This is a genomic window from Roseateles flavus (assembly GCF_039872765.1).
Classification (GTDB): Bacteria; Pseudomonadota; Gammaproteobacteria; order Burkholderiales; family Burkholderiaceae_C; genus Roseateles_B; species Roseateles_B flavus.
The window spans coordinates 283,105-307,661 of the sequence record NZ_JBDPZC010000007.1; the positions used below are offsets into that span (position 1 = coordinate 283,105).

A 24,557-nucleotide genomic window follows, 5' to 3' on the forward strand; every position below is an offset into this window, starting at 1 on the left:
CAGGCCTTTCCTAGAATGGCCTGATGCAGTCTTCAACGCCGCATCCGGCGCCCCCACGACGCGCCTGGATCGGCCTGCTGATGGCCAGCCTTGGCGCCCTGGGCTTCTCGGGCAAGGCCATCATCGTCAAGCTCGGCTACCGCCACGGTGCCGATGCCATTACCCTGCTGGGCCTGCGCATGCTGTTCGCGCTGCCCCTGTTCCTGGGCCTGGCCTGGTGGGCCGGGCGGGGCCGGGCGGCACTGACCCGCCGGGACAGGTGGGCCGTCCTCGGCCTGGGCTTCAGCGGCTACTACCTCGCCAGCTTCCTCGACTTCGCCGGCCTGGCCTACATCAGCGCCAGCTTCGAGCGCCTCATCCTCTACCTCAACCCCACCCTGGTCCTGCTGCTGGGCTGGCTGCTGCTGGGCCGCCGCGTGGGCGCCCGCCAGGTGGCAGCGCTGGGCATCAGCTATGCGGGCGTGCTGTGGGTCTTCGCCCAGGAGCTGCAGTGGCAGGGCGAGCATGTCTGGCTGGGCGCGCTGCTGGTGCTGGGCTCGGCGATCAGCTATGCCCTGTACCTGCTCTACAGCGGCGAGGAGGTGCACCGCCTGGGCGCCATGCGCCTGACCGGCCTGGCGACCTCGGTGGCCTGCCTGCTGTGCGTGGGCCAGTACCTGCTGCTGCGCGGGCCCGAGGCCATCGCCCAGGTGCCGGTGGCGGTGCTGCAGCTGTCGGTGCTCAATGCGGTGCTGAGCACCTTCGCGCCGGTGCTGCTGGTGATGCTGGCCATCGAGCGCCTGGGCGCGGCGGTGGCTGCGCAGACGGGCATGCTGGGCCCCATGGCGACCATCGCCCTGGGCGCCTGGTTGCTGGATGAGCCCTTGACGACGGGCGTGCTGGGCGGGACCGTGCTGGTGCTGGGCGGCATCCTGCTGCTGAATCGATGGAGGTGACGGTATGGATCTGGGACTGACGGGCCGCTGGGCCCTGGTGTGTGCCTCGAGCAAGGGCCTGGGGCGCGGCTGCGCCGAGGCCCTGGCGGCCGAGGGTGTGAACCTGGTGCTCAACGCACGCGGCGCCGAGGCGCTGGAAGCCACCGCAGCGGCGCTGCGGCAGGCGCATCCGGGGCTGGAGGTCCGCTGCGTGGCGGGCGACATCAGCCAGCCCGGCGTGCAGGCCGCGGCGCTGGCGGCGGCTCCGCAGATCGACATCCTGGTCAACAACGCCGGCGGCCCGCCGCCCGGCGATTTTCGCGACTGGGAGCGGGAGCACTGGCTGGCCGCGCTGGAGGCCAACATGCTGACGCCCATCGCCCTGATCAAGGCGGTGGTGGACGGCATGGCGGCCCGCGGCTTCGGCCGGGTGGTCAACATCACCTCGGGGGCGGTCAAGGCGCCCATCGACGTGCTGGGCCTGTCCAACGGCGCGCGCTCGGGCCTGACCGGCTTCGTGGCGGGGCTGGCCCGCCAGCCCCGCCTGGCAGGCGCCAACGTGACGATCAACAACCTGCTCCCGGGCGCCTTCGACACCGAGCGCCTGGGCAAGACCATGGCCGCGAGCGCGGAGCGCAGCGGGCAGGCGCTGGAGCAGGCGCTGGAGCAGGTGCGCCAGCAGCGCGCCCAGGGCATCCCCGCCCGGCGCTTCGGCACGGCGGCGGAGTTCGGCGCGGTCTGCGCCATGCTCTGCAGCGCGCAGGCGGGCTACCTCACCGGACAGAACATCCTGCTGGATGGCGGTGCCTACCCGGGCACGTTCTGAGACCAGGCCTGCCTGGGCCCGCGGCGGGCAGTACGTTCTGATACCAACTCGTCCCTTTGTCCCCACGGATTGGGGAGATCGTTACTGCCCGTAACGCCTTCACAATGGCCGCTTCGCGCAAGCCCGGGTGGCTTGGCGACAATGCGCCGCCCCTGATCCGTCTGCGACACGGGCACCACTTGTGGAGGTACGGGATTCCCATGAAATCGAAGATCGCCCTGGCCCTGTCGGGCCTCCTGGCAGGCCTGCATCTGGCGCCTGCCTTTGCCGAAGAAACCAGCTCGCAGGTCGAGAAGTGCAACCAGAAGCTGGGCGTGATGGCCGTGGTGGAGCCGCAGGCCGGCTGGAGCCACCTGTCGCAGTACGGCCTGGGCTCGCCCTCGGCGCTGCTGCGCATGATGGTCCAGCAGTCGGGCTGCTTCGACGTCGTCGAGCGCGGCGTGGCCATGCAGAACCTGCAGCAGGAACGTGCGCTGGCCCAGGGCGGTGACCTGCGCCAGGAGTCCAATGTGGGCAAGGGCCAGATGCAGGCGGCCGACTTCGTGATGACGCCCAATGTGCAGGTCGGCGCCTCCACCACGGGCGGCATCGGTGGCGCGCTGCTGGGCCGGGTGGGTGGCGTGTTCGGCGCCATCGCCGGCAACCTCAAGTTCCGCGAGGCTTCGACCAGCCTGCTGATCGCCGACGTGCGCTCCAGCATCCAGGTGGCCGCCGCCGAGGGCAAGGCCACCAAGACGGACTTCGGCATCGGCGGCTGGGGCTATGGCGGCGCCCTGGTGGGCCTGGGCGGCTACACCAGCACGCCCGAGGGCAAGATGGTGGCGGCCAGCTTCCTGGACAACTACAACACCATCGTCAGGACCATCCGCGACCAGCCCAACCTGATCCGCACCAGCAGCGCCGCCGGCGACGCCAATGCCGCCGCCTCCACCAAGGCCGAGGCGCCGCAGCCGGCCGGCCAGACCCTGTGCCCCAAGATCGGCAACGTGAAGGCCTATGCCAACGCGGCCAAGGACGCCAAGGTCGTGGCCTCCATTCCCAAGGGTGAGGAGCTGATCGCCTCGGGCGAGGTCAAGAACGGCTTCGTCTACGTGGACGCCGCCAACTTCAGCGGCTGGGTGCAGCGCACGCTGGTCGGTGCCTGCGGCGGCCATGCCTCGGCCGCTCCCCTGCCGGTCAACAACACGCCGCCCGCGGCGGCGGGCATCTTCGGCAGCTTTGCCGGCTCCTTCGCGGGCCCCGAGCAGGGCACCTTCAATGTGGTGGTCACGCCCGGTGCCGGTGGCATGGGCGTGGTCAGTGGCGGCGGCGTCTCCAACCAGACCGGGGCCTTCAGCGTGAGCGGCACCGTGGCCGCCAGCGGCCGCATGAACATGACAGCCTCCGGCTCCGCCGGCTCGGCCGTCTACCAGGGCTTCCTGGACGGCAACACCGGCGCCCTCAGCGGCACCTGGCACTACGCCCACCGCTCGACGCCCTCTGGCAGCTTCGGCGGCCAGCGCCAGTAAGCGGCAATCCCCACTCGACCCTTGCCCGGCGCCCGGCTCAGCGGCGCCAGATCCACACCGTGCCACACCGTGCCACAGCGCGCGGGCGCCGGAAGTCCCTTCAGCGGCGCGCGGACACCACGATGCCCGCAGCAATCAGCACAAAGGCCGCCCCGTGGAACCACTGGGGCCATTCGCCCAGCAGGGCCGCCGACATCAGCGCCGCGAACACCGGTGTGAGGTTGCCGAAGAAGGCGGCCACGGCGGGGCCGGCCTGTGTCACCCCCAATCCCCAGCAGCGGTACGCCAGCAGCGAGGGGCCCAGGGCCACGTAGACCAGGGCCAGGGCAAGACCTGACCCCCAGGCCACCGGCTGCGTCGAAAGCAGCTGCTCGGCGCCTGCCGACACGCCGGCAAACCCCAGCCCGAAGACCAGCTGCGCCATCAGCAGCATCGCCCAGTCCCAGGGCGGCCGTTGCGCGCCCTGCATGTGGGCGGGCGGCCGCGCCAGCAGCCAGCTGTAGACGGCCCAGCTGAAGACGGCCAGCAGCATCAGCAGGTCCCCCTCGACGAAGTGCACGGCGCGCAGGGTCTGCAGCTGGCCGCGGCTCAGCACGAGGGCCACGCCCAGCAGCGACAGCAGGGCGCCCAGCAGCTGGCGCCGGTCCGGCCGCACGCCGTGCAGAAGCATGCCCACGCCCAGCATCCACAGCGGCAGGCTGGCCGCGATCAGGGTCACGTTGAGCGGCGTGGAGCTGTGCAGGGCCTGGTACTGCAGGGCGTTGTAGCAGCCCATGCCCAGGAAGCCGGTCAGGGCGAAGTAGTGCCAGCGCTGACGCAGGGCGGCCCGCTGTGCCCACAGCGGGCGGGCCAGGGGCAGCAGCACCAGGAAGGCCAGCAGCCAGCGCAGGAAGTTCAGGGTCAGCGGCGGGATGGCCGCGGCGGCCCAGCGGCCCACCACCGCATTGCCGGCCCACAGCAAGGGCGGCAGGGTCAGCAGCAGGGCGAGTTTCGGACTGAGCTTCATGGGCGGGCCATCGCCGACAGGCGGCACAACGGTACAAAGGCTGGCACGATAGCGGATGCAACTTGTCGTCGCGCTGACAGGCCCGAATGAGCCGGCGCGGCACCCCATTCACAGCCTGCAGGAGAAGTCGATGTCCCAGGAACAGGTCGTTCGCATTGCCCAGCCGGGCGCAGCCGAAGTGATGCAGCTGGAGCTCGTGGAGGTGGGGGCGCCCGGCCCCGGCGAGGTCCGGGTCCGCCACGCCTTCTGCGGCCTCAACTACATCGACATCTACCACCGCAGCGGCGTCTACCCGCTGCCCATGCCCTCGGGCCTGGGCATGGAGGCTTCGGGCATTGTGGAAGCGGTGGGCGAGGGCGTCAGCCACCTGGCCGAGGGCGACCGCGTGGCCTATGCCAGCCAGCCGGTGGGCGCCTATGCCACGGCCCGCGTGATGCCGGCGCGCTGCGTGGTCCGGCTGCCGGACGGCATCGGCCTGGACACCGGCGCGGCCATGATGCTCAAGGGCCTTACCGTGCAGTACCTGCTGCGCAAGACCGTGCCCCAGGGCGGGCTGCAGGCCGGCGACACCGTGCTCTTCCATGCCGCGGCCGGCGGCGTGGGCCTGATTGCCTGCCAGTGGGCCCGCCACCTGGGCCTGAAGCTCATCGGCACGGCCGGCAGCGACGAGAAGTGCGAGCTCGCCCGCCAGCACGGTGCGGCCCACGTCATCAACTACCGCCGCGAGGACTTCGCGGCCCGCGTCAAGGAGCACACCGAGGGTCGCGGCGTCAAGGTGGTCTACGACTCCGTGGGCGCCGACACCTGGGCCGGCTCCCTGGCCTGTCTCAGCACCTTCGGCCTGATGGTCAGCTTCGGCAATGCCTCGGGCGTGGTGCCGCCGGTGAGCCTGGCCAGCCTGTCGGCCAATTCCCTGTACCTGACGCGTCCGGTGCTCTTCGCCCACCTGGCCACGCGCGAGAGCACGCAGGCCATGGCCGATGAGCTCTTCGACGTGGTGAGCCAGGGGGTGGTGCGCATCCCCATCGGCCAGCGCTATGCCCTGGCGGAGGTGCAGCAGGCGCACCGCGAGCTGGAGGCCCGCACGACCACCGGCTCCGGTCTGCTGGTGATCTGAGGGAGGCTGCCCTGGAGCAGGCCGCCCGGCGCCTCAGGCGCTGGCCGCTTCGGTCCGGGGCTCGGTCCCGGCGCCGCTGGCGGCCGGCAGGCGGATCTCGAAGCTGAAGCAGGAGCCCGTGCCCGGCTGGCTCTCCACCTGCACCTGCCCGCCCATCAGGCCCACCAGGCGCTGCACGATGGTCAGGCCCAGCCCTGTGCCACCGTAGCGCCGGGTGATGCTGCTGTCCGCCTGGCTGAAGGGCGCGAAGATGTGGCGGATCTGGTCCGCCGTCATGCCGATGCCGGTGTCATGCACCGAGAAGCGCAGGCGCACGCCCTGCACGGCCGGGTCCAGGGGGTGCCCGTCCTCCTCCTCGGGCAGCTGGATCACTTCCAGCCGCACCTCGCCGCGCTCGGTGAACTTCAGCGCATTGCCCACGAGGTTGACCAGCACCTGGCGCAGCCGCAGGGCATCGCCCACCAGGTTGGCCGGCACGCCGGGCTGCACCAGGGCATGCAGGCGGATGCCCTTCTCGTGGGCCTGCAGCAGCAAGGGGTGCAGGGATTCCTTGAGGCAGTCGTGCAGGGCGAAGGGCCGGTGCTCGATCTGCACGCGGCCGGCCTCGATCTTGGCCACGTCCAGCAGGTCGTTGATGATGACCAGCAGGCCCTTGGCCGAGCTGTGGGCCAGTTCGATGAAGCGCCGCTGGCGCTCGTCCAGCGGGGTCTGCAGCACGAGTTCGGTCAGGCCCAGCACGCCGTTCATGGGCGTGCGGATCTCGTGGCTCATATTGGCCAGGAAGGCGCTCTTGGCCTGGCTGGCGGCCTCGGCAGCCTGGCGGGCGGCCTCCAGCGCGGCCTGCGTGGCCTTGAGGTCGCCGATGTCGCGCGCGTTGAGCTGCATGACCAGGTCGCCCGTCACCGGGTCGCGCATGGGCCGGGCGTCCAGGCTGTGCCAGCGGCGGCCGCCGGCGGTGTGGAGCTCCAGGTCCGCCGCGAAGGTCTGGCCGCGCTGGACCTGGGCCAGGATGCGGCGGCCCACCTCGGCGTCGGGGAAGAGGCTGCTGAAGTCGCTCTGGCCCCGGTCCTTGGGCAGGCCGGTGAAGCAGGCGGCGGCGGCCGGGTTGCGCATCAGGAAGTTGCCGTCGCGCAGGGACACCATCGCGATGCGAACCGAGGTGTGCTGCAGCGCCTCCACGCCGCGCAGCACGGATTTGTCGGACGCGCTGGAGAGGGAGTCGACGGCGAAGAGCATCACCTGGCGCCCGTCCGGCGTGCGGATGCCGCGAGAAACCAGCAGCACCGTCACGGGCTGGCCCTTGGGATAGAGCGTCCACTGCTCCCGCACGATCTTGCCCAGGGCATGGTCCGTGGCGGTGATGGCCAGGCGCGTGCGCACGGCTTCGGAGCTGTCGGCGTGATTGCGGGCCAGGAACTCCTCGATGCTCTCGGCCTGCCAGAAGCTCAGGGCAGCGGCATTGGCCCAGAGGTTGCGCTGGCCCTGCTGGTCGAAGACCCACATGGGCACGTCGAGCCAGTCAAAGTGGGTCAGGCAGTCGAAGTCGAGCATGTCGGGTGCGGGTGGAAGCTGCGGCGCATTGTGACCTGCTTCATGGCGCACACAGCCTGCAATTCAAGGCGTTGCGGGAGGCTCAGGACTCTGCTACCGCAGCCCGGTAGGCATGCCAGCTGGCATGCCCCAGCACCGGCCCCACCACCAGCAAGCCGAGGAAGCCCGGCAGCAGCGCCAGCACCACCAGCCCCACCACCAGCGCGCCCCACCACAGCATCACGCCGGTCTGGGTCAGCACCAGGCGCAGGCTGGTCAGGCCGGCGGTGACGGCGTCCACCTGCTGGTCCAGCATCATGGGGATCGAGATGACGCTGACGGCGTAGATCAGGCCTGCGAAGAGGGCGCCCACGGTGAGGTAGGTGGCGATGAAGCCCAGGTTTTCGGGGTCCAGCAGCTTGGTGAGCGAGCCCGCGAAATCGGGCATGCCGTCGAAGCTCACCGCGAAGATCACCAGCGAGGCCCGCCCCCACAGCATCTCCAGGATCAGCAGCACGCCGCCGAAGATGGCCATCTGGCCCATGTGGCTGTCCCAGGCGGTGAGGGAGTCGCCCAGGTCGGGCTGCTCGCCGCGTTCCAGGCGCATGGAGACCTGGTACAGGCCCATGCACAGGAAGGGCCCCATCAGCAGGAAGCCCGCGGACAGGGCCAGCGTGTAGGCGGGAGCGTTCTGGTAGACCTTGAGCAGGCCCCAACCCATCAGCACGAAGCACAGGCCGTAGAAGAGGCCGATGCCAGGGTGGCGGCAGAAGTCCTTCCAGCCCAGGCGCAGCCAGTGCAGGGGCTGGCTCCACCGCAGCGTGTTGAGCTGCAGGTGGAAGGGCGAGACGGTCGGGCCTTCCGGGGTGGGTGCGGCTTGATCCGGATCAGGCGTGCGGGCCGGCGGGCGCGAATCGGGCGCCGGCTCCTGCGCCAGGGGGTGGCTCATGGGGTGTCTCCTTCTGCCGCCAAGGCTAGAGGGAGGCGCGGGGCGCGTCAGCGGGCCTTACCCTAGGAAGGGCGCCTGACTTGGATCAAGCATCCGTACGGCTTGGTTCAGCCGCGCCGCACCCGGCGCAGCTCGTCCAGGATCAGCAGCGCCGCGCCGATGGAGATGGCGCTGTCGGCCACGTTGAAGGCCGGGAAGGTCCACTGGTTCTGGTAGTGGATGGAGATGAAGTCCACCACGTAGCCGTGCAGCAGGCGGTCGATGACGTTGCCGATGGCCCCGCCCAGGATCAGCGACAGCGCCGTGGCGAAGAGGGTCTGGTGCCCGTGCTTGCGCAGCAGCCACAGGATGAAGCCGGTGGCCACGGCGCCCAGGCCCACGAAGAACCAGCGCTGCCAGCCGCCCGCCCAGGCCAGGAAGCTGAAGGCCGCGCCGGTGTTGTGCCAGCGGACGATGTTGAAGAAGGAGGTCACGGGGCGGCTGTCGCCGAGCTGGAAGCTCCCCAGGATCAGCACCTTGGTGAACTGGTCGGCCAGGATCACCAGCAGGGCGATCGCCAGCCATTGGATCAGGCGCGGGGAAGCGGAGGAGGAGGCCATGGCATGTGCAGTTCAGAAGCAGGGCGCTACTGTAGCCGCTCCGCAAGGCGGCCTGCGCCGGGCACGCGAACTGCCTGCTTGAGGTTTGTCAAGCCCGAGGGGCCGGACTAGATTGGTCTTGGAAGCCTGCCACCGGCCCGCGGGGCCGGGGTGTCACGACAAGGAGCTCGCCATGCGCAAGAGGATCTACTGGATGCTGCCCGACCTGGACAGCGCCCGCCGCTGCATGAATGACCTGCTGCTGGCCCGCATCGCGGCGCCGCAGATCCACTTCATGGCCCGGGAAGGGGCCGAGATGGGCGGCTTGCAGGCCGCCAGCCTGCTGCAGACCTCGGACCTGGTCGAGTCCGCGGAGACCGGCCTGCTGGTGGGGGCCGGGCTCGGCGCTGCCGCCGGGGTGCTGGCGGCCTACAGCCTGGAATCGGCGGTGCCGGCCGGGCTGGTCGTGGCTCTGGCGGCCCTGGGTGCCGTGCTGGGGACCTGGTTCTGCAGCATGATCGGCAGCTCCACGCCCAGCCGGCGGCTGCGGCGTTTCGAGGCCGGCATGGAGGCCGGCCAGTACCTGCTGATGGTGGACGTGCCGCGCGGCCGCGTGGCCGAGATCGAGGCCCTGCTCGCGGCCACGCATCCGGAGGCGAGCTTCCAGGGGCACGAGCCCAATGTGCCGGTCTTCCCCTGAGTCGGGGCTCTGTACCGGCTGAGGGCCGCCGGCCGCGCTACAGTGGCCGGCCATGAAGCTGCGCGGCAAGATTCTTCTGCTGGCCATCGCGCCCCTGCTGGCCTCGCTCGCCCTCATCGCGGTGGGCGTGCGGCAGCAGGAGGGCGAGCTGGTCGCCCGCGAGCACGCCACCGTGCAGCGGGCCTACATGGAGGCGCGGCGCGATGAGCTCCGCCATTACGTCGACCTCGCCCTGAGCACGGTGCAGCCGCTCTACGCGCAGGCCCAGGGCCAGGACGCGCTGACCCGCCGCCACGCCAGCGAGCAGGCCCTGCAGCGCCTCGCCACGCTGGACTACGGGGCCGACGGCTACTTCTTTGTCTACGACCTCCAGGGCCGGGTGCTGATGCACTCGCGCCAGCCCGAGCTGCTGGGCCAGAACCTGTGGGAGCTGCGCGACGCCCGCGGCCAGCCCACCATTCAGCGTCTGATTGCCCAGGCCCGGGCGGGCGGCGGCTATGTGGAGTACCTCTGGCGCAAGCCCTCCAGCCAGCAGATGGCACCCAAGCTGGGCTATGTGGTGGCCCTGCCCGAGTGGAACTGGATGATGGGCACCGGCCTGTACCTGGACGGTATCCAGGCCACGCTGGACCAGCTGGACCGCGAGGCCCAGGGCAATATTGCCCGCACGCTGTGGTGGATCGTGGGCATCGCGCTGGCGGGCATCGTGCTGATCAGCGCCAGCGCACTGGCCCTGAACCTCTCCGAGCACCGCCTGGCGGAGCAGAAGCTGCGCCTGCTGGCACACGAGGTGGTGCGCTCGCAGGAGGAGGAGCGGGCCCACCTGGCGCGTGAGCTGCACGACGGCATTAGCCAGACCCTGGTGTCCACCAAGCTGCTGGTGGAGGCCAATCTGCGCGAGCCGCGGCCGGCCCTGCTGCAGCAGGCGGTGGAGCGGCTCAGCAGCAGCCTCCACGAGGTGCGGCGCATCTCGCACCGACTGCGCCCGGCCCTGCTGGACACCCTGGGCCTGGACGCCGCCCTCGAGCACCTAGCCCGGGAATGCGAGACCGCCGGCGGCCCGCGCATCGACTGCAGCTGCGAGCCCCGACCCCTGCCGACCCTGCCCGAGGTGGCTGTCACCGTGCTCTTCCGCGTGGCCCAGGAGGCGCTGACCAACGCCCTGAAGCACGCGCAGGCCGGCCAGGTGCTGCTGCAGCTGCAGGCGCCGGCCGGCGGCGATCTGAGCCTCGTGGTGCAGGACGACGGCCAGGGATTCGACCTGCGCGCGCAGAACCTGCATCCGCAGCAGGGCATCGGCCTGCGCAATATGCGCGAGCGCCTGGCGGCCATCGGCGGGCAGCTGGACATCCAGACACGGCCCGGCCACGGCACCTGGATCGAGGCCCGCCTGCCCGCAGAGGCCCTGGCCCGGCTGGCCAGCGACAATGCGGTCTCATGAGCGCTCCTTCCTCGCTGCCCCTGCGCATCCTGCTGGTGGACGACCACCCCCTGGTCCGCGAGGGCCTGCGCTCGCGCCTGCAGACCGAGCCGGGCTACGAGGTCGTGGCCGAGGCCGGCAGTGCCGACGAGGCCCTGATCGCGCTGAGGCAGGCCGCGCCGGACCTGGCCCTGCTGGACGTGGGCCTGCGCCAGGGCAGCGGCATCGAGCTGGCCCGCGCCCTGCTGGCCCAGACGCCTGCACTGCGGGTGCTGATGTTCAGCATGTACGACAACCCCGAGTACGTGCAGCGTGCCCTGGAGGCAGGCGCCAGCGGCTACGTGCTCAAGGACGCCTCGGTGGAGGCCCTGCTGGCCGCCATCGAGGCCGTGCGTGCTGGTGGCACCTACCTCAGCCCCGGCCTGACGCGGCGCATGTTCCGCGCCCAGGCGCCCAAGCCGGTGCTGTCCCCGCGCGAGAGCGAGATCCTCAGCGCACTGGCCCGCGGCGAGACCAGCAAGGACATCGCCCGCCGCCTGGACCTCTCCGTGCGCACCGTCGAGACCCACCGCCAGAACATCAAGCGCAAGCTGGCCCTGGACACGCCGGCCGAGCTGCTGCGCTATGCCCTGGAACACGCCCGGGGCCTCGACCCGGAGACTGGCCGCTGACACCTGGGTGACAGCCGCCTAGGGTTGGTCCCTAGTCATCCCTACGGAGTGCGCCTCGCGGGCCGAACGGATGTGCCGCGGGCGCGCGGTCTTCACACTGCAGTCTCCCAAGAACCGGATGCCGTCACGCTGCCGCCAGAAGCAGGGCCGGGGTCCATTGCAGGAGACAAAACCATGTCCAGTCTTCGTCGCCACCTCGCCTGGGCGGGCGTGGCCGTGCTCGGTGCCGCGGCGCTCGCCGTGGTCGCCCTGTCCCGCGGCGAGGCCATCAGCGCCCTGTGGGTGGTGGTGGCCGCGATCTGCGTCTACCTGATCGGCTACCGCTACTACAGCCTCTTCATCGCCAACACGGTGCTGGGCCTGGACGGCCAGCGCCAGACCCCCGCCTGGAAGTACAACGACGGGCTGGACTATGTGCCCACGCACAAGAACGTGCTCTACGGCCACCATTTCGCCGCCATCGCGGGCGCCGGCCCTCTGGTCGGGCCGGTGCTGGCCGCGCAGATGGGTTACCTGCCGGGCCTGCTGTGGATCCTGGCCGGTGTGGTCTTCGCCGGGGCGGTGCAGGACTTCATCGTGCTCTTCATCTCCACCCGCCGCGACGGCCGCTCCCTGGGCGAGCTGGTCAAGCAGGAGATGGGCACGGTGCCGGGCCTGATCGCGCTCTTCGGCGCCTTCATGATCATGATCATCATCCTGGCCGTGCTGGCCCTGATCGTGGTGAAGGCCCTGGCCGAATCGCCCTGGGGCACCTTCACCGTGGCGGCCACCATCCCGGTGGCCCTGTTCATGGGCGTCTACCTGCGCTATCTGCGCCCGGGGCGCATCGGCGAGGTCTCGCTGATCGGCTTCGTGCTGCTGATGGCCTCCATCATCGGCGGGCAGTGGGTGCATGAGAGCCCCACGCTGGCCCCGCTGTTCACGCATGACGGCAAGACCCTGACCTGGCTGCTGATCGGCTACGGTTTCGTGGCCGCGTCCATCCCGGTGTGGCTGCTGCTGGCGCCGCGGGACTATCTGTCGACCTTCCTGAAGATCGGCACCATCGTCGCGCTGGCCGTGGGCATCGTCTTCGTGGCGCCCACGCTGCAGATGCCGGCCATGACCCAGTTCGCCACGGGCAACGGCCCGGTGTGGGCGGGCGATCTCTTTCCCTTCCTCTTCATCACCATCGCCTGCGGTGCCGTCTCGGGCTTCCATGCGCTGATCTCCTCGGGCACCACGCCCAAGATGCTGGAGAACGAGACCCACGCCCGCTTCATCGGCTACGGCGGCATGCTGGCCGAGAGCTTCGTGGCGGTGATGGCCCTCGTGGCGGCCTCGTGCATCGAGCCGGGCGTCTACTTCGCGATGAACAGCCCGGCGGCGCTGGTCGGCAAGACGCCCGAGGCCGTGGCGGCCACCATTTCCACGTGGGGCTTCGTGGTCACGCCCGAGATGCTGGTGCAGACGGCCAAGGACGTGGGCGAGAACACCATCCTCGCCCGCGCCGGCGGCGCGCCCACGCTGGCCGTGGGCATGGCTCACATCCTGCACCAGGTGGTGGGCGGCAAGGCCATGATGGCCTTCTGGTACCACTTCGCCATCCTCTTCGAGGCGCTGTTCATCCTGACCGCCGTGGACGCCGGCACCCGCGCCGGCCGCTTCATGCTGCAGGACCTGCTGGGCAGCTTCGTGCCCTCGCTCAAGCGCACCGACTCCCTGGTGGCCAATCTGCTGGCCACGGGGCTGTGCGTGGCGGCCTGGGGCTACTTCCTCTACCAGGGCGTGGTGGATCCGCTGGGCGGCATCAACACCCTGTGGCCGCTGTTCGGCATCGCCAACCAGATGCTGGCCGCCGTGGCGCTGATGTTGGGCACCGTGGTCCTGTTCAAGATGAAGAAGGACCGCTACGCCTGGGTCACCATCGTCCCCTCGTTCTGGCTGCTGGCCTGCACGCTGACGGCGGGCTGGCTGAAGATCTTCTCGGACGACGTGCGCGTGGGCTTCCTGGCCCATGCCCGCAAGTACGCCGACGCCGTGGCCGCCGGCCAGGTGCTGGCCCCGGCCAAGAGCCTGGAGGCCATGCAGCGGGTGATCTTCAACGACCGCCTGGACGCCGCCCTGTGCGCGCTTTTCATGGGCGTGGTGCTGAGCGTGCTCGTCTACAGCATCAAGTCCGTGCTGGCTGCGCGTGCCAGCCGCCAGCCCAGCACCCAGGAGGCGCCGCGCGTGCCCCTGAATCCGGCCGCCGTGGCGTCCAGCCATGCTTGAGCAGGGTCTGCGCGAACTGGGCCAGGCCGGCCGCACGCTGGCGCAGAGCCTGCGCCTGATGGTGGGCCTGCCGGACTACGGCAGCTACGTGGCTCATCTGCAGCGCGTGCATCCGGAGCGCGAGCCCATGAGCTACGAGGACTTCTTCCGCGAGCGGCAGGCCGCGCGCTATGGCGGCAAGCTGGGGCGCTGCTGCTGAGCGCACCGGCACTCGTCGCCCCATGAAAAACGCCCCGTCTCGACGGGGCGTTTGCTCAGGTGGCGAGCGCTGATCAGGCGATGTGTCGCAGCTCGCCGCTGCCATGCAGATTGCTGTGGCAACGGCCGCACAGGCCCGGGTGCTCGGCGACGCTGCCCACGTCCGCGCGGTAGTGCCAGCAGCGCTCGCACTTGGTGTGGGCCGTGGGCGTGACAGTGACGCTCAGCTCGGCCGCGGCCTCGACGCGGGCCGCCGAGGTGATCAGTACGAACTTGAGGTCTTCGCCCAGGGACTGCAGCAGGGTCAGGTCTTGCTCGGCCGCGCCGATCACGACCTCGGCCTGCAGCGAGGCGCCCACCAGGCCCTGGCCGCGCACGTCCTCGATGGCCTTGTTGGCCAGCTCGCGGATCTCGCGCACGCGGCTCCACTTGGCCAGCAGGGCTTGTTGCGCGACATTCCATTCAACGTGTGACCGAATCGTGTCATTGGCTCCTGAAGTGAACTTCCAGAAGGTCTCGGTGAAGATGGTCTCGCCACCGTTGAACACCTGCCAGGCTTCCTCTGCCGTGAAGCTGAGGAAGGGCGCCATCCAGCGCAGCATGGCGTTCGTGATGTGCCACAGCGCGGTCTGGGCGGAGCGGCGGGCCAGGCTCTTCGGGGCCGTCGTGTAGAGGCGGTCCTTCAGCACGTCGAGGTAGAAGCCGCCCAGGTCTTCCGAGCAGTAGACCTGCAGCTTGGCCACGACCGGGTGGAACTCATAGCGCTCGAAGTGGGCCAGCACCTCGGCCTGGAACTCGGCGGCGCGGGCCAGGGCGTAGCGGTCCACCTCCAGCAGCTGGTCCAGGGGCAGGGCTTCGGTCGCGGCGTCGAAGTCCGAGACATTGGCCAGCAGGAAGCGCAGGGTGTTGCGGATGCGGCGGTAGCTGTCGACCACGCGGGCGAGGATCTTCTCGTCCAGGCCCAGGTCGCCGGAGTAGTCGGTCGCGGCGGTCCACAGGCGCAGGATCTCGGCGCCCATCTTGTCGGACACGGCCTGCGGCGCGACCACATTGCCCACTGACTTGCTCATCTTGCGGCCCTGGCCGTCCACCACGAAGCCGTGGGTCAGCAGGCCCTTGTAAGGCGCACGGCCGTACAGCGCCGAGGCGATCAGCAGGGAGCTGTGGAACCAGCCGCGGTGCTGGTCATGGCCTTCCAGATACAGGTCGGCCTCGGGGCCTTCGGCATGCGCGGCGCCGGCGTGGCTGCCCTTGAGCACGTGCTGGAAGGTGGAGCCGGAGTCGAACCAGACGTCCAGGATGTCCTGGCCCTTGGTGTAGACCTCGGCCTCGGCGCCCAGCCACTCGGCCGGGTCCAGCTTGGCCCAGGCCTCGATGCCGCCCTGCTCGACCAGCTGCGCGGCACGCTCGATGAACTCCAGCGTGCGCGGATGCGCCTCGCCCGTGTCCTTGTGCAGGAAGATGGGCAGGGGCACGCCCCAGCTGCGCTGGCGCGAGATGCACCAGTCGGGCCGGTTGGCGATCATGTCGCGCAGGCGGGCCCGGCCGTTCTCGGGGTAGAAGCTCGTGGCGTCGATGGCGGCGAGCGCGGTCTGGCGCAGGGTCTGGGCCGGGGCTTCGCTGGCGAAAAGGCCGCTGCCCTCGTCCATGCGCACGAACCACTGGGCGGCCGCACGGTAGATCACCGGCGTCTTGTGGCGCCAGCAGTGCGGGTAGCTGTGGGTGATCTTGGACTGGGCCATCAGGCGGCCGGCATGGGCCAGGGCCTCGGTGATGACGGGGTTGGCCTTCCAGATGTGCTGGCCGCCGAACAGGGGCAGGGCGGCTTCATAGGCGCCGTTGCCCTGCACCGGGTTCTTGATGTCGGTGAAGGCCATGCCGTGGGAGACACAGCTCTGGAAGTCGTCCAGGCCGTAGGCGGGCGCCGAGTGCACGACGCCGGTGCCGTCTTCCGCCGTGGCGTAGTCAGCCAGATAGACGGGGCTCTCGCGGTCGAAGCCGGGGTCCACATGGGCCAGCGGGTGCTTGAACTTCAGCAGCTCGAGCGCGCGGCCCTGGGTGACGGCGACCTGCTCGCCCTCCAGCTGCCAGCGCGCCAGGCACTTCTCGACCAGGGCCTCGGCCACCACGAAGTAGCCGCGCGCGGTCTTGACCAGGGCGTAGGGCAGCTCGGGATTGAGGTTCAGGGCCTGGTTGGCGGGGATGGTCCAGGGCGTGGTGGTCCAGATCACCGTGAAGGCGTCCTGGTCCAGGGCGGGCAGGCCGAAGGCGGCGGCCAGCTTCTCAGGCTCGGCGCACAGGAAGGCGACGTCGACGGCGGGGGACTGCTTGTCGGCGTACTCGATCTCGAACTCGGCCAGCGAGGAACCGCAGTCGAAGCACCAGTAGACGGGCTTGAGGCCGCGGTAGACGAAGCCGCGCTCGAACAGGCGCTTGAGCACGCGGATCTCGCCGGCCTCGTTGGCGTAGTCCATGGTGCGGTAGGGCTTGTCCCATTCGCCGAGGATGCCCAGGCGTTTGAAGTCGGCGCGCTGGCCGTCGATCTGCTCGGTGGCGTAGGCGCGGCTCTTGGCCTGGACCTCGTCACGTGGCAGGCCGCGGCCGAAGGTCTTCTCGATCTGGTTCTCGATGGGCAGGCCGTGGCAGTCCCAGCCAGGGATGTAGGCCGCGTCGAAGCCGGCCAGCTGGCGGGCCTTGACGATCATGTCCTTGAGGATCTTGTTGGCGGCGTGGCCGATGTGGATCTGGCCATTCGCATAGGGCGGGCCATCATGCAGCACGAACTTGGGTGCGCCGCAGCGGGCGTCGCGCAGCTTCTTGTAGATGCCTTGCTCTTCCCAGCTCTTGACCCAGCCCGGTTCGCGCTTGGGCAGGTCACCGCGCATGGGGAAGGGGGTGTCGGGCAGGTTCAGCGTGGCACGGTAGTCGGGTGCGGCGGGCTTGGTGGCGTCAGTCATGGCAGCAATCAGGCAGGGCCGCTGGCGGCAGGCCAGTCGGCGGGCAGGGGGAGCACCGGGGCGGCGCAGGGGCGTCAGGGCAGCAAGCCCCGAGGGCGGGCCCGCATCAAATTCGATCGCGGGTGGTCTGGCGGCGCATCGAGGCGTGGGTGGCCAGGAAGGCGCGTGCCTGCTCGACATCGCGGGCGATGGCCTGGGTCAGGGCGTCCAGCCCGTCGAAACGGGCTTCGTCACGCAGTTTGTGCAGCAGTTCCACGCGGACGAGTTTACCGTAGGCCCCGTTGCGGCCCAGCGTCGCGGGCCAGTCCAGGCAGTGGACCTCCAGCAGCACGCGCCCGGCGTCCTCCACCGTGGGGCGCACACCCAGGCTGGCCACGCCGTCCAGGGGTGCTTGCGCCAGGCCATGGGTGCGCACGGCGTAGATGCCCATGGCAGCCGGCTTGGCATGCGAGAAGCGCAGGTTCAAGGTGCGGAAGCCGTCGGCCGCACCGGCCGACGATTCGCCCAGCTGCCGGCCCAGCTTCTGGCCGTGGATCACATGGCCGGAGATGGCATAGGGCCGGCCCAGCAGGCGCTCGGCGTCCTCCATGCGGCCCTCGGCCAGGGCCTCGCGCACGGCCGAGCTGCTGACGCGCAGTCCGTGCACCTCGTAGCTCATCATGCGAGCCACGTCGAAGCCCAGGCGCTGGCCGGCGGCATCCAGCGTGGCGTAGTCCCCCTGGCGCTTGGCGCCGAAGCGGAAGTCGTCGCCCACCAGCACGTAGCGGGCGCCCAGGCCCTGCACCAGCACCTGCTGGATGAAGTCCTGCGCGGGCAGCGAGGCCAGGCGCTCGTCGAAGCGCAGCACCACGACCTGGTCGATGCCGCAGCGTTCCAGCTCCTGGAGCTTGTCGCGCAGGGTGGCGACGCGGGTGGGGGCCAGCTCCGGCTTGCCCAGCTTGCGGGCGAAGAAGTCCCTCGGATGGGGCTCGAAGTTCAGCACGCAGGACGGCAGGCCGCGGTGCTGGGCCTCCGAGCGCAGGAGGGCCAGCATGGCCTGGTGGCCGCGATGGACGCCGTCGAAGTTGCCGATGGTGAGGGCACAGGCCGGGGCGATGCCCGGGTGATGGAAGCCGCGGAATACCTGCATGGAGGGCATTATCCGTGCCCGGCTGCCCGTTCAGACGGGCGAGGGCGGCCGAGCGTGCACTCAGGCCGGCACTTCGTCCTCCAGCCGCATCGCGCTCGTCGGTCCGGCCTGGCCCACATGGCGCACCACCAGCTCCAGCAGGTGCTGCATGTCGAAGGGCTTCTGCAGATGGTCGTCCATGCCGGCAGCCTCGCACTGCGCCCGGTCCTGCGGGGAGGTGCTGGCGGTCAGGGCGACGATGGGTGTGCGCGGACGGCCCATGCGCCGTTCCTCGGCGCGCCAGGCGGCCGTGGCCTCGAAGCCGTCGAGCTCGGGCATCAGGCAGTCCATCAGCACCAGCTCGAAGGGCCCCTGCCGGAGCAGCTCCAGGGCCTGGCGGCCGTTCTCGGCCTGCACGACTTCCACGCCGCAGTGATCCAGCATGGAGGCCGCCACCAGCAGGTTCACCGGGTTGTCGTCGACCAGCAGCACCCGGCCCTGCAGGGCCGGCAGCAGGGGATCGCGGGCCGCCCGCTGCGCTGCGGCGGGGGTGTCGCAGGGCTGGAGAGGCAGGGTCAGCTCGAACATCGAACCCAGGCCGCGCCGCGAGCTGGCGCGCAGATCGCCGCCCATGGCGTGGGCGAGCTCGCGGGAGATGGTCAGGCCCAGGCCCGTGCTGTCGCGGCGCTGGCGCAGCTTGCCACCGAGCTGCTCGAAAGGGGCGAAGATGCGCTCCAGCTGGTCGGCCTCGATGCCTTCGCCGGTGTCCCGCACGGCAAAGCGCAGCAGGGTGCCGCTGCGCATGTCCTGCACCATGGCCACGCCCACGTCCACCGAACCCTGCTCGGTGAACTTGATGGCATTGCCGACCAGGTTGTGCAGCACCTGCTTGATGCGCGAGGCATCGGCCAGCACATGGCTGGGCAGGCCTTCGGCGAGGCGGACGTTGAGCTGCAGGCCCTTTTCGCGGGCAGGGGTGGCGAGCAGGCGGCAGACTTCGTGGACCGCCTCGGCCAGGTCCATGGCAGCGGGCTCGATGACCAGCTTGCCGGACTCGATGCGGGCCAGGTCCAGGATGTCATTGACCAGGTTGAGCAGGTGGCGGCCGGAGCTGTGCACCACGCCGAGCTGCTCGCGCTGGCGCTCGTCCAGGTTCGAGCGCTCCAGCAGCTGCGTCATGCCCAGGATGCCATTGAGCGGCGTGCGGATCTCGTGGCTCATCACCGCCACGAAACGGCTCTTGCTGGTACTGGACTGCTGAGCGGACTGCAGCGCCTGCTGGCGTTCCTCGGCGAGCTTGGCGTGCTCGAAGCGCAGGCGCAGCAGCTCCAGGCGACGGGCCTGGACGCGCAGCGACTCCGTCCAGGCGACGGACAGAAAGATCAGCAGGCCGACGGCCGACAGCCAGCCTTCGCGCGTGTCCAGCAGGCCGTTGTAGAGCAGCGCAGGCGTGAAGACGATGCCGGAGAACAGGGCATTGGCGCGGAACTCGGCGCCCATGGCGAACAGGGAGACCGCGGCCAGGCCGATCATGGAGGCCAGCACCAGGCCGTCAAGACCTGGCACCTCGGGCGTGTGGAAGCACCAGCCCATGGCGCTCCAGCTGAGCGCATCCAGCGCCAGCAGGGTGAAGTAGCGCTGGCGCCAGGCGCGCAGGCTGCCGAGCTCCCGCTGCGCCTGGCGGAAGCTGCGGGCGTCCAGCGTGCGCAGCAGCGTCACGCACAGGCGCGCGCACAACCAGCCCAGCAGCAGGGCGGCGGGCAGGTGGCCCCACAGCAGGAGGACCGGGCAGAAGCTGAAGGCGGCCCCGATGAGATTGGGCCGCAGGCTCAGCTCGTAGAGCGAGCTGAGTCGTTCGCGCTCGATTTGCGCTGCAATGTCCTGATCCAAGGACGGCATCCCTCGTCTGGCCCCGGCCCGTGCCCCGGGGTGCTCTTGTAGGTGTTCATGGTCCGAGCGCAGCGTGCGTCGTGTCCGCAGCCGACCTCCTTCGACGTCAGCGCAGTGCACGCGTCATTGCGGGCAGCGATTTGTAGCCTCAACAGGCCTGAGGGCGGCTAGTGCGAACCCTCGATCTGCGGGGGGCGCGGCGCAGGCCGCGGCGGGATCAGTGACGGATCTCACGCCCCGCCGGGCGCACCGAGGATGGCCTCGGGTCCCGCAACCCAACACCACTGCCCTTGCGGCAGATCGGCCGGCAGCACGAGGTCACCGAACTGCGGCCGGTGCAGGCGCTCCACGCGGTTGCTGACCGCCGCCATCATGCGCTTGACCTGGTGGTACTTGCCCTCGGCCAGCGTCAGGCGTACGCCATGCGTGCCCATGGCCTCGGCGGCCAGGGCCTTCACCAGCTCGGGCTCGCGGTGGACCTTCAGCTCGTGTTCGTGCAGTTCCACGCCGGCCAACAGGCGCTCGAGCTGCTCGGCGTCGACCGGGTGCTTGCAATGCGCCTCGTAGACCTTGGGCACGTGGTGCTTGGGGCTGGTGAGCTTGTGGATGAGGGTGCCATCGTCGGTCAGCAGCAGCAGGCCGGTGGTGTCCTCGTCCAGGCGGCCGACGGGCTGCACACCGCGCTCGCGCAGGGGCGCGGGCAGCAGGCTCATCACGCTGGGATGGTGGCGGGGCTTCTGCGAGCACTCGTAGCCGGCCGGCTTGTGCAGCATGACCAGGGCCTTCTCGTGATAGGGCCAGGTCTTGCCACTGACCTCGAACTGCAGGCCCTGGGGGTCGAAATCGGCATCGGGGTCGTCCACGACGTCGCCGTGGATCTTGACCTCGCCGTGGTGGATCAGGCCGGCGCAGAGGCGGCGGCTGCCGAAGCCTTGGGAAAAGAGAATCTGGGACAAGCGCATCGCTGCATTATCCAAGCTCGCCGGCCGAGGGCAGGCCGGGCAGGCCGCTCGCGGATCGCACAGCGTCCACCACGGCGGCCGCCAGCGCCTCGGCGGCCATCACGCCCAGCAGTCCGAGGTCGGCAGGGCCCGAGGCGCCGGTGGCGAGGCTGAAGACGATGTCGCCATCACTGGGCTGGTGGACGGGGTTGATGCTGCGTGCCAGCCCGTCATGGGCCATCTGGGCGAGCTTGGTAGCCTGGGCCTTGTCGAGCCGGGCATCGGTGGCGACCACGGCGAGGGTCGTGGCCGCACCGGCGATGGGTCGGATGGGCGCGACGCCCTGAAGCAGGGCCTGGACGGTGCCCCGGGGCCGGCCGTCTTCGCCGCGGGCGCCGGCGAGGATCCGTCCACTGGCGGGGTCGACGACGTCGCCCACGGCATTCACCACGGCCAGGGCGCTCAGCGTGGTCGCCCCCACCCGCAGCGAGGCCATGCCCAGCCCGCCTTTCATGGCCCATTGCGGCCCCAGCAGCTTGCCGACGGTCGCCCCGGCTCCTGCGCCCACGCTGCCGCGCGCCGCGCTGAGGCCAGCCGCTTCGCAGGCGGCGTAGCCGGCGTCGGCATCGGGGGTCAGGACCGGATCGCCCAGCCAGAGATCGAAAATCACCGCCGCCGGCACGATGGGCACGCGCGCCGGACCTACGGCCAGGCCGTGGCCGCGCTCGCGCAACCAGCGCATCACGCCGCTGGCGGCATCCAGGCCGAAGGCGCTGCCGCCACTGAGCAGCAGCGCATGGACCTGCTGGACGGTGTTCTCGGGGCGCAGCAGGTCCGTCTCGCGGCTGCCAGGGGCGGCTCCGCGCACGTCCACGCCAGCGGTCACGCCCTGGGGGCACAGGACGACGCTGCAGCCAGTGGGGCGCCGGCTGTCGGTCCAGTGGCCCAGGCGAAGTCCGGCCACATCGCAGAGCTGCCCTTGCAGCGTTCCAGCCATGGGTTCAGGGGCGCGGCTTGTGCGGCTGGATGCTGCCGCAGTCGGCGCCCAGCCAGCGACCCTCGCCTGAGATGGTCATGCTGCGGCCCTGGCGCTGGATGCTCAGCTTGCTGCTGTAGTGCTCCGCGCTGTCGAAGGTGAATTCGCCGTCGCCTTCGGAGGCCGGGTCGGTGCAGGTGAAGTGGCTGCGCACGGTATTGCCGCTGCGCGTGACCTGCTGCTTGCAGCGGCCCTTGTCATCCACCGGCGGCTCATGCCGTTCGGCCTGCTCCTTGCTGATGCAGGTCTTGATGGTGACGGTCCCGCCGGCGCCCATGTTCACCTGCACGCCGTGCTGGGCCATCATCTGCTCCATCATCTGGCGCTTCTCCGGCGGCATATTGGCCATGGCCTGCCGGGCCTGGTCCATCTTGGCCTGCTGGGCGGGGTCCAGCTGCGGCTTCTGGGTCATCTCCCAGAGGCCGGGCTTCATGGTGGACTGCGCGCTGGCGCACAAGGGCAGGGCCAGCAGGGCGGCAAGCGCGGCGCGGGGGGCACGGGGGCGGCGGATCGGCTTCATCGCAACTCCTCGGTGGGGGTGCGGGGCAGTGTAGTCCGCCGTTTCCCTCAGGCGAAGACCCCGGCCTGCTCCGTCATGCGGGCGCTGACCTCGGCCAGGTGGTGCAGACCGTCGCCCCACTGCATCTCCATCACCGTGAGCCGCTTGAAGAAGTGGCTGGAGATGTATTCGTCCGTCACGCCGATGCCGCCGTGCAGCTGCGTGCACTGCTGGCCGACGAAGCGCATGGACTGGCTCAGCTGCAGCTTCACCTGCGACAGCGCGCGGCGGCGCTGCGCGGGCGGTTCGCCCAGCTTCAGCGTGGCGTAGTAGCTCATGGAGCGAGCCAGCTCCAGCTGCATCTTGATGTCGGCCATGCGATGGCGCAGGGCCTGGAAGCTGGCGATGGCCACGCCGAACTGCTTGCGGGTGCTGAGGTAGTCGGCGGTGAGGCGCACCAGGGCGTCCATGGCGCCCACGGCCTCGGCGGCCTGCGCCGCGAGGGCGGTGTCCGCTGCCAGCTCCAGCAAGGCCTGGGCCGCCTCGCCCTGCGCGATGCGCTGGCCGGGCGTGGCCTGCAGGGTCAGCTCCGCAGCGGCCGAGCCGTCGTGCAGCACATAGCCGCGGGTGACGAGGCCCTCGGCGCCGGCCTCGACCAGGTACAGCGCCGGCCCCTGCTCGTCCGTGGCGGGAACGACGAAGGCCTGGGCCTGCGCGCCCGCGCTGACCAGGCTCTTGACGCCGCTGAGCCGGCCCGCGGTGGCCCGGGTCTGGCCCATGTCCAGCCGGTAGCGCAGGCCGCGTTCCTGGTGCGCGAGCACCACCAGCGCCTCGCCTGCGACGATGCGGGGCAGCCAGTCGGCCTGCAGGGCCTGCGGCGCCTGGGACAGCAGCAGCGGCGCCAGCAGGGCGCCCTGGGCATAGGGCTCCAGCACCAGGCCGTGGCCCAGTTCCTCCATCACCACCATGGCGTCCACCGGCCCCAGGGCCAGGCCGCCATGGGCTTCGGGCACCTGCAGACCCATCAGGCCCAGGCCGGCCAGGCCGTCCCAGGCCGCGCGCGAGAAGCCGCCCTCGCGGACGATGGCGCGGCGCTGCTCGAAACCGTAATCCTTCTCGACGAAACGCTGCACGGCATCGCGTAGGGCCTGCTGGTCTTCGCTGAAATCAAAATCCATGGCTGTCTCCTGCGCGTCTCAGCCCAGCAGGGTCTGGGCGACGATATTGCGTTGCACCTCGTTGGACCCGCCGTAGATGGTGGTCTTGCGGTAGTTGAGGTAGTGGCTGGTCAGGGAGGCGCAGTGCGCGGCGCCGCCGGGCCAGAGCCCGCCCAGGGCCTGGTCGCCCTGCCAGCCGGCCTCCATGGCCTCGTGAATGAAGGGCGTGGCGAAAGGGCCGCCGGCCAGCATCATCAGCTCGGTGTAGCGCTGCTGGATCTCGCTGCCACGGATCTTGAGCAGGCCCGCCACGTCAAGGGACTGCTTGCCCGAGCGCTCGGCCGAGAGCACGCGCAGCACCATCATCTCCAGGGCGACGATGTCCACCTCCAGCAGGGCGATCTGGTCGCGGAAGCGGCCGTCCTCGTAGAGCCCTTCCTGCTTTGCGATGCGCTTGAGACGCTCCAGCTCGCGCTTGGCCCGGTTCACGTCGGCGATGTTGGTGCGCTCATGGGCCAGCAGGTACTTGGCGTAGGTCCAGCCCTTGTTCTCCTCGCCGATGAGGTTCTCGGCCGGCACGCGGACGTTGTCGAAGAAGACCTCGTTCACCTCGTGTTCGCCGTCCAGCATGATGATGGGCCGCACGGTGACGCCGGGCGACTTCATGTCGATCAGCAGGAAGGAGATGCCGGCCTGCGGCTTGACCTGGGTGTCGGTGCGCACGAGGCAGAAGATCCAGTCGCCGTACTGGCCCAGGGTGGTCCAGGTCTTCTGACCGTTGACCAGGTAGTGGTCGCCCTGGCGCTCGGCCCGGGTCTTGACGGAGGCCAGGTCCGAGCCGGAGCCCGGCTCGCTGTAGCCCTGGCTCCACCAGACGTCCCCGCTCATGATGCCGGGCAGGAAGCGCTGCTGCTGCTCCGCGCTGCCGAAGGCCATGATCACCGGCGCCACCATCACCGGGCCGAAGGGCACCACCCGGGGCGCGCCGGCCAGCGCGCATTCCTCCTCGAAGAGATGACGCTGGATGGCGTCCCAGCCCGGTCCGCCGAAGCGCTGCGGCCAGGCCCAGCCATGCCAGCCTTTCTTGCCCAAAATGCGGGCCCAGCGCTGCAGGTCCTCCTTGTGCAGGCGCTGGGCGCGGTGCACCTTGTCGCTGATGTCCTGGGGCAGGTTCGCGGCCACCCAGGCACGGATCTCCGCGCGGAAGGCTTCCTGCTCGGCGGTGAAGGCCAGTTGCATCGATGTCTCCTTGCGCCGTCCGGCCGGAGGCGCGTCATCCAGTTTGCGTCGTGCTGATTT

Annotated in this window: 21 protein-coding genes; 9 read left to right on the top strand and 12 right to left on the bottom strand. The window is 70.2% G+C overall.

The annotated features are described in order from the left end of the window. Nucleotides 1-23: 23 nt before the first annotated feature. The 3 genes from ABDJ40_RS16340 to ABDJ40_RS16350 all read left to right on the top strand — a co-directional run bounded on the left by ABDJ40_RS16340 (nt 24) and on the right by ABDJ40_RS16350 (nt 3,248). Nucleotides 24-935 (top strand): DMT family transporter, encoded by a 912-nt coding sequence (locus tag ABDJ40_RS16340; RefSeq protein ID WP_347611439.1) that lies wholly within the window; start codon nt 24-26, stop codon nt 933-935. A 4-nt stretch (nt 936-939) separates the two neighbouring features. Beyond that, on the top strand, nt 940-1,740 hold the full coding sequence (locus tag ABDJ40_RS16345; RefSeq protein WP_347611440.1) for an SDR family oxidoreductase: 801 nt from the start codon (nt 940-942) through the stop codon (nt 1,738-1,740). A gap of 200 nt (nt 1,741-1,940) precedes the next feature. Further along, nucleotides 1,941-3,248 (top strand): CsgG/HfaB family protein, encoded by a 1,308-nt coding sequence (locus tag ABDJ40_RS16350; RefSeq protein WP_347611441.1) that lies wholly within the window; start codon nt 1,941-1,943, stop codon nt 3,246-3,248. A 100-nt stretch (nt 3,249-3,348) separates the two neighbouring features. Here ABDJ40_RS16350 and ABDJ40_RS16355 read toward each other — a convergent pair whose 3' ends face one another. Then, entirely contained in the window at nt 3,349-4,254 is a 906-nt protein-coding gene (locus tag ABDJ40_RS16355; protein WP_347611442.1) for a DMT family transporter, read from the bottom strand. A gap of 130 nt (nt 4,255-4,384) precedes the next feature. Between ABDJ40_RS16355 and ABDJ40_RS16360 the strand changes: the two genes are divergently transcribed. After that, entirely contained in the window at nt 4,385-5,371 is a 987-nt protein-coding gene (locus ABDJ40_RS16360; RefSeq protein WP_347611443.1) for a quinone oxidoreductase family protein, read from the top strand. A 33-nt stretch (nt 5,372-5,404) separates the two neighbouring features. On the opposite strand, the gene ABDJ40_RS16365 is transcribed toward ABDJ40_RS16360, so the two are convergent. The 3 genes from ABDJ40_RS16365 to lspA form a co-directional block, all read right to left on the bottom strand. Continuing rightward, complete coding sequence (locus ABDJ40_RS16365; RefSeq protein ID WP_347611444.1) at nt 5,405-6,922, bottom strand: hybrid sensor histidine kinase/response regulator; 1,518 nt, start codon at nt 6,920-6,922, stop codon at nt 5,405-5,407. Between the two features lie 82 nt (nt 6,923-7,004). Further along, nucleotides 7,005-7,850: a DUF2189 domain-containing protein gene (locus ABDJ40_RS16370; protein WP_347611445.1), complete on the bottom strand. Its 846-nt coding sequence runs from the start codon at nt 7,848-7,850 to the stop codon at nt 7,005-7,007. A 107-nt stretch (nt 7,851-7,957) separates the two neighbouring features. Then, on the bottom strand, nt 7,958-8,449 hold the full coding sequence (lspA, locus tag ABDJ40_RS16375) for a signal peptidase II (protein WP_347611446.1): 492 nt from the start codon (nt 8,447-8,449) through the stop codon (nt 7,958-7,960). 172 nt (nt 8,450-8,621) lie between these two features. Between lspA and ABDJ40_RS16380 the strand changes: the two genes are divergently transcribed. The 5 genes from ABDJ40_RS16380 (at nt 8,622) to ABDJ40_RS16400 (ending at nt 13,671) form a co-directional block, all read left to right on the top strand. Beyond that, complete coding sequence (locus ABDJ40_RS16380; protein WP_347611447.1) at nt 8,622-9,128, top strand: DUF1269 domain-containing protein; 507 nt, start codon at nt 8,622-8,624, stop codon at nt 9,126-9,128. Between the two features lie 52 nt (nt 9,129-9,180). Continuing rightward, the gene (locus ABDJ40_RS16385) at nt 9,181-10,569 is read left to right on the top strand and encodes a cache domain-containing protein (protein WP_347611448.1); all 1,389 of its coding nucleotides are present in this window, start codon (nt 9,181-9,183) and stop codon (nt 10,567-10,569) included. Further along, nucleotides 10,566-11,219 (top strand): response regulator, encoded by a 654-nt coding sequence (locus ABDJ40_RS16390; protein ID WP_347611449.1) that lies wholly within the window; start codon nt 10,566-10,568, stop codon nt 11,217-11,219. Before ABDJ40_RS16385 ends, ABDJ40_RS16390 begins: the two co-directional genes overlap by 4 nt. Before the next feature lie 174 nt (nt 11,220-11,393). After that, nucleotides 11,394-13,472, top strand: a complete 2,079-nt coding sequence (locus ABDJ40_RS16395) for a carbon starvation CstA family protein (RefSeq protein WP_347611450.1) — start codon at nt 11,394-11,396, stop codon at nt 13,470-13,472. After that, nucleotides 13,465-13,671 carry a YbdD/YjiX family protein gene (locus ABDJ40_RS16400; RefSeq protein ID WP_347611451.1) on the top strand — a complete coding sequence of 69 codons (207 nt, stop codon included), beginning with the start codon at nt 13,465-13,467 and terminating at the stop codon, nt 13,669-13,671. Before ABDJ40_RS16395 ends, ABDJ40_RS16400 begins: the two co-directional genes overlap by 8 nt. 73 nt (nt 13,672-13,744) lie before the next feature. Here ABDJ40_RS16400 and ileS read toward each other — a convergent pair whose 3' ends face one another. From ileS to ABDJ40_RS16440, 8 genes are all read right to left on the bottom strand, one after another. Next, nucleotides 13,745-16,627, bottom strand: a complete 2,883-nt coding sequence (ileS, locus tag ABDJ40_RS16405) for an isoleucine--tRNA ligase (protein ID WP_347611452.1) — start codon at nt 16,625-16,627, stop codon at nt 13,745-13,747. A gap of 106 nt (nt 16,628-16,733) precedes the next feature. Continuing rightward, nucleotides 16,734-17,756 carry a bifunctional riboflavin kinase/FAD synthetase gene (locus tag ABDJ40_RS16410; RefSeq protein ID WP_347611453.1) on the bottom strand — a complete coding sequence of 341 codons (1,023 nt, stop codon included), beginning with the start codon at nt 17,754-17,756 and terminating at the stop codon, nt 16,734-16,736. Nucleotides 17,757-17,816: 60 nt separating this feature from the next. Then, nucleotides 17,817-19,625: a response regulator gene (locus ABDJ40_RS16415; protein ID WP_347611454.1), complete on the bottom strand. Its 1,809-nt coding sequence runs from the start codon at nt 19,623-19,625 to the stop codon at nt 17,817-17,819. Nucleotides 19,626-19,855: 230 nt separating this feature from the next. Next, on the bottom strand, nt 19,856-20,587 hold the full coding sequence (locus ABDJ40_RS16420; protein WP_347611455.1) for a pseudouridine synthase: 732 nt from the start codon (nt 20,585-20,587) through the stop codon (nt 19,856-19,858). A gap of 7 nt (nt 20,588-20,594) precedes the next feature. After that, entirely contained in the window at nt 20,595-21,563 is a 969-nt protein-coding gene (locus tag ABDJ40_RS16425) for a P1 family peptidase (RefSeq protein WP_347611456.1), read from the bottom strand. Between the two features lie 4 nt (nt 21,564-21,567). After that, nucleotides 21,568-22,122, bottom strand: a complete 555-nt coding sequence (locus ABDJ40_RS16430; RefSeq protein WP_347611457.1) for a DUF3617 domain-containing protein — start codon at nt 22,120-22,122, stop codon at nt 21,568-21,570. 47 nt (nt 22,123-22,169) lie between these two features. Then, complete coding sequence (locus ABDJ40_RS16435) at nt 22,170-23,279, bottom strand: acyl-CoA dehydrogenase family protein (RefSeq protein WP_347611458.1); 1,110 nt, start codon at nt 23,277-23,279, stop codon at nt 22,170-22,172. 18 nt (nt 23,280-23,297) lie between these two features. Continuing rightward, entirely contained in the window at nt 23,298-24,497 is a 1,200-nt protein-coding gene (locus ABDJ40_RS16440) for an acyl-CoA dehydrogenase family protein (RefSeq protein WP_347611459.1), read from the bottom strand. Nucleotides 24,498-24,557: the final 60 nt, after the last annotated feature.

Coding starts and splice junctions, on each gene's coding strand:
- ABDJ40_RS16390 (WP_347611449.1), top strand. CDS start 10,566: ATGAGCGCTCCTTCCTCGCTGCCCCTGCGCATCCTGCTGGTGGACGAC.
- ABDJ40_RS16355 (WP_347611442.1), bottom strand. CDS start 4,254: ATGAAGCTCAGTCCGAAACTCGCCCTGCTGCTGACCCTGCCGCCCTTG.
- ABDJ40_RS16365 (WP_347611444.1), bottom strand. CDS start 6,922: ATGCTCGACTTCGACTGCCTGACCCACTTTGACTGGCTCGACGTGCCC.
- ABDJ40_RS16340 (WP_347611439.1), top strand. CDS start 24: ATGCAGTCTTCAACGCCGCATCCGGCGCCCCCACGACGCGCCTGGATC.
- ABDJ40_RS16345 (WP_347611440.1), top strand. CDS start 940: ATGGATCTGGGACTGACGGGCCGCTGGGCCCTGGTGTGTGCCTCGAGC.
- ABDJ40_RS16385 (WP_347611448.1), top strand. CDS start 9,181: ATGAAGCTGCGCGGCAAGATTCTTCTGCTGGCCATCGCGCCCCTGCTG.
- ABDJ40_RS16350 (WP_347611441.1), top strand. CDS start 1,941: ATGAAATCGAAGATCGCCCTGGCCCTGTCGGGCCTCCTGGCAGGCCTG.
- ABDJ40_RS16410 (WP_347611453.1), bottom strand. CDS start 17,756: ATGCAGGTATTCCGCGGCTTCCATCACCCGGGCATCGCCCCGGCCTGT.
- ABDJ40_RS16400 (WP_347611451.1), top strand. CDS start 13,465: ATGCTTGAGCAGGGTCTGCGCGAACTGGGCCAGGCCGGCCGCACGCTG.
- ABDJ40_RS16425 (WP_347611456.1), bottom strand. CDS start 21,563: ATGGCTGGAACGCTGCAAGGGCAGCTCTGCGATGTGGCCGGACTTCGC.
- ABDJ40_RS16440 (WP_347611459.1), bottom strand. CDS start 24,497: ATGCAACTGGCCTTCACCGCCGAGCAGGAAGCCTTCCGCGCGGAGATC.
- ABDJ40_RS16395 (WP_347611450.1), top strand. CDS start 11,394: ATGTCCAGTCTTCGTCGCCACCTCGCCTGGGCGGGCGTGGCCGTGCTC.
- ileS (WP_347611452.1), bottom strand. CDS start 16,627: ATGACTGACGCCACCAAGCCCGCCGCACCCGACTACCGTGCCACGCTG.
- ABDJ40_RS16360 (WP_347611443.1), top strand. CDS start 4,385: ATGTCCCAGGAACAGGTCGTTCGCATTGCCCAGCCGGGCGCAGCCGAA.
- ABDJ40_RS16430 (WP_347611457.1), bottom strand. CDS start 22,122: ATGAAGCCGATCCGCCGCCCCCGTGCCCCCCGCGCCGCGCTTGCCGCC.
- ABDJ40_RS16380 (WP_347611447.1), top strand. CDS start 8,622: ATGCGCAAGAGGATCTACTGGATGCTGCCCGACCTGGACAGCGCCCGC.
- lspA (WP_347611446.1), bottom strand. CDS start 8,449: ATGGCCTCCTCCTCCGCTTCCCCGCGCCTGATCCAATGGCTGGCGATC.
- ABDJ40_RS16435 (WP_347611458.1), bottom strand. CDS start 23,279: ATGGATTTTGATTTCAGCGAAGACCAGCAGGCCCTACGCGATGCCGTG.
- ABDJ40_RS16420 (WP_347611455.1), bottom strand. CDS start 20,587: ATGCGCTTGTCCCAGATTCTCTTTTCCCAAGGCTTCGGCAGCCGCCGC.
- ABDJ40_RS16370 (WP_347611445.1), bottom strand. CDS start 7,850: ATGAGCCACCCCCTGGCGCAGGAGCCGGCGCCCGATTCGCGCCCGCCG.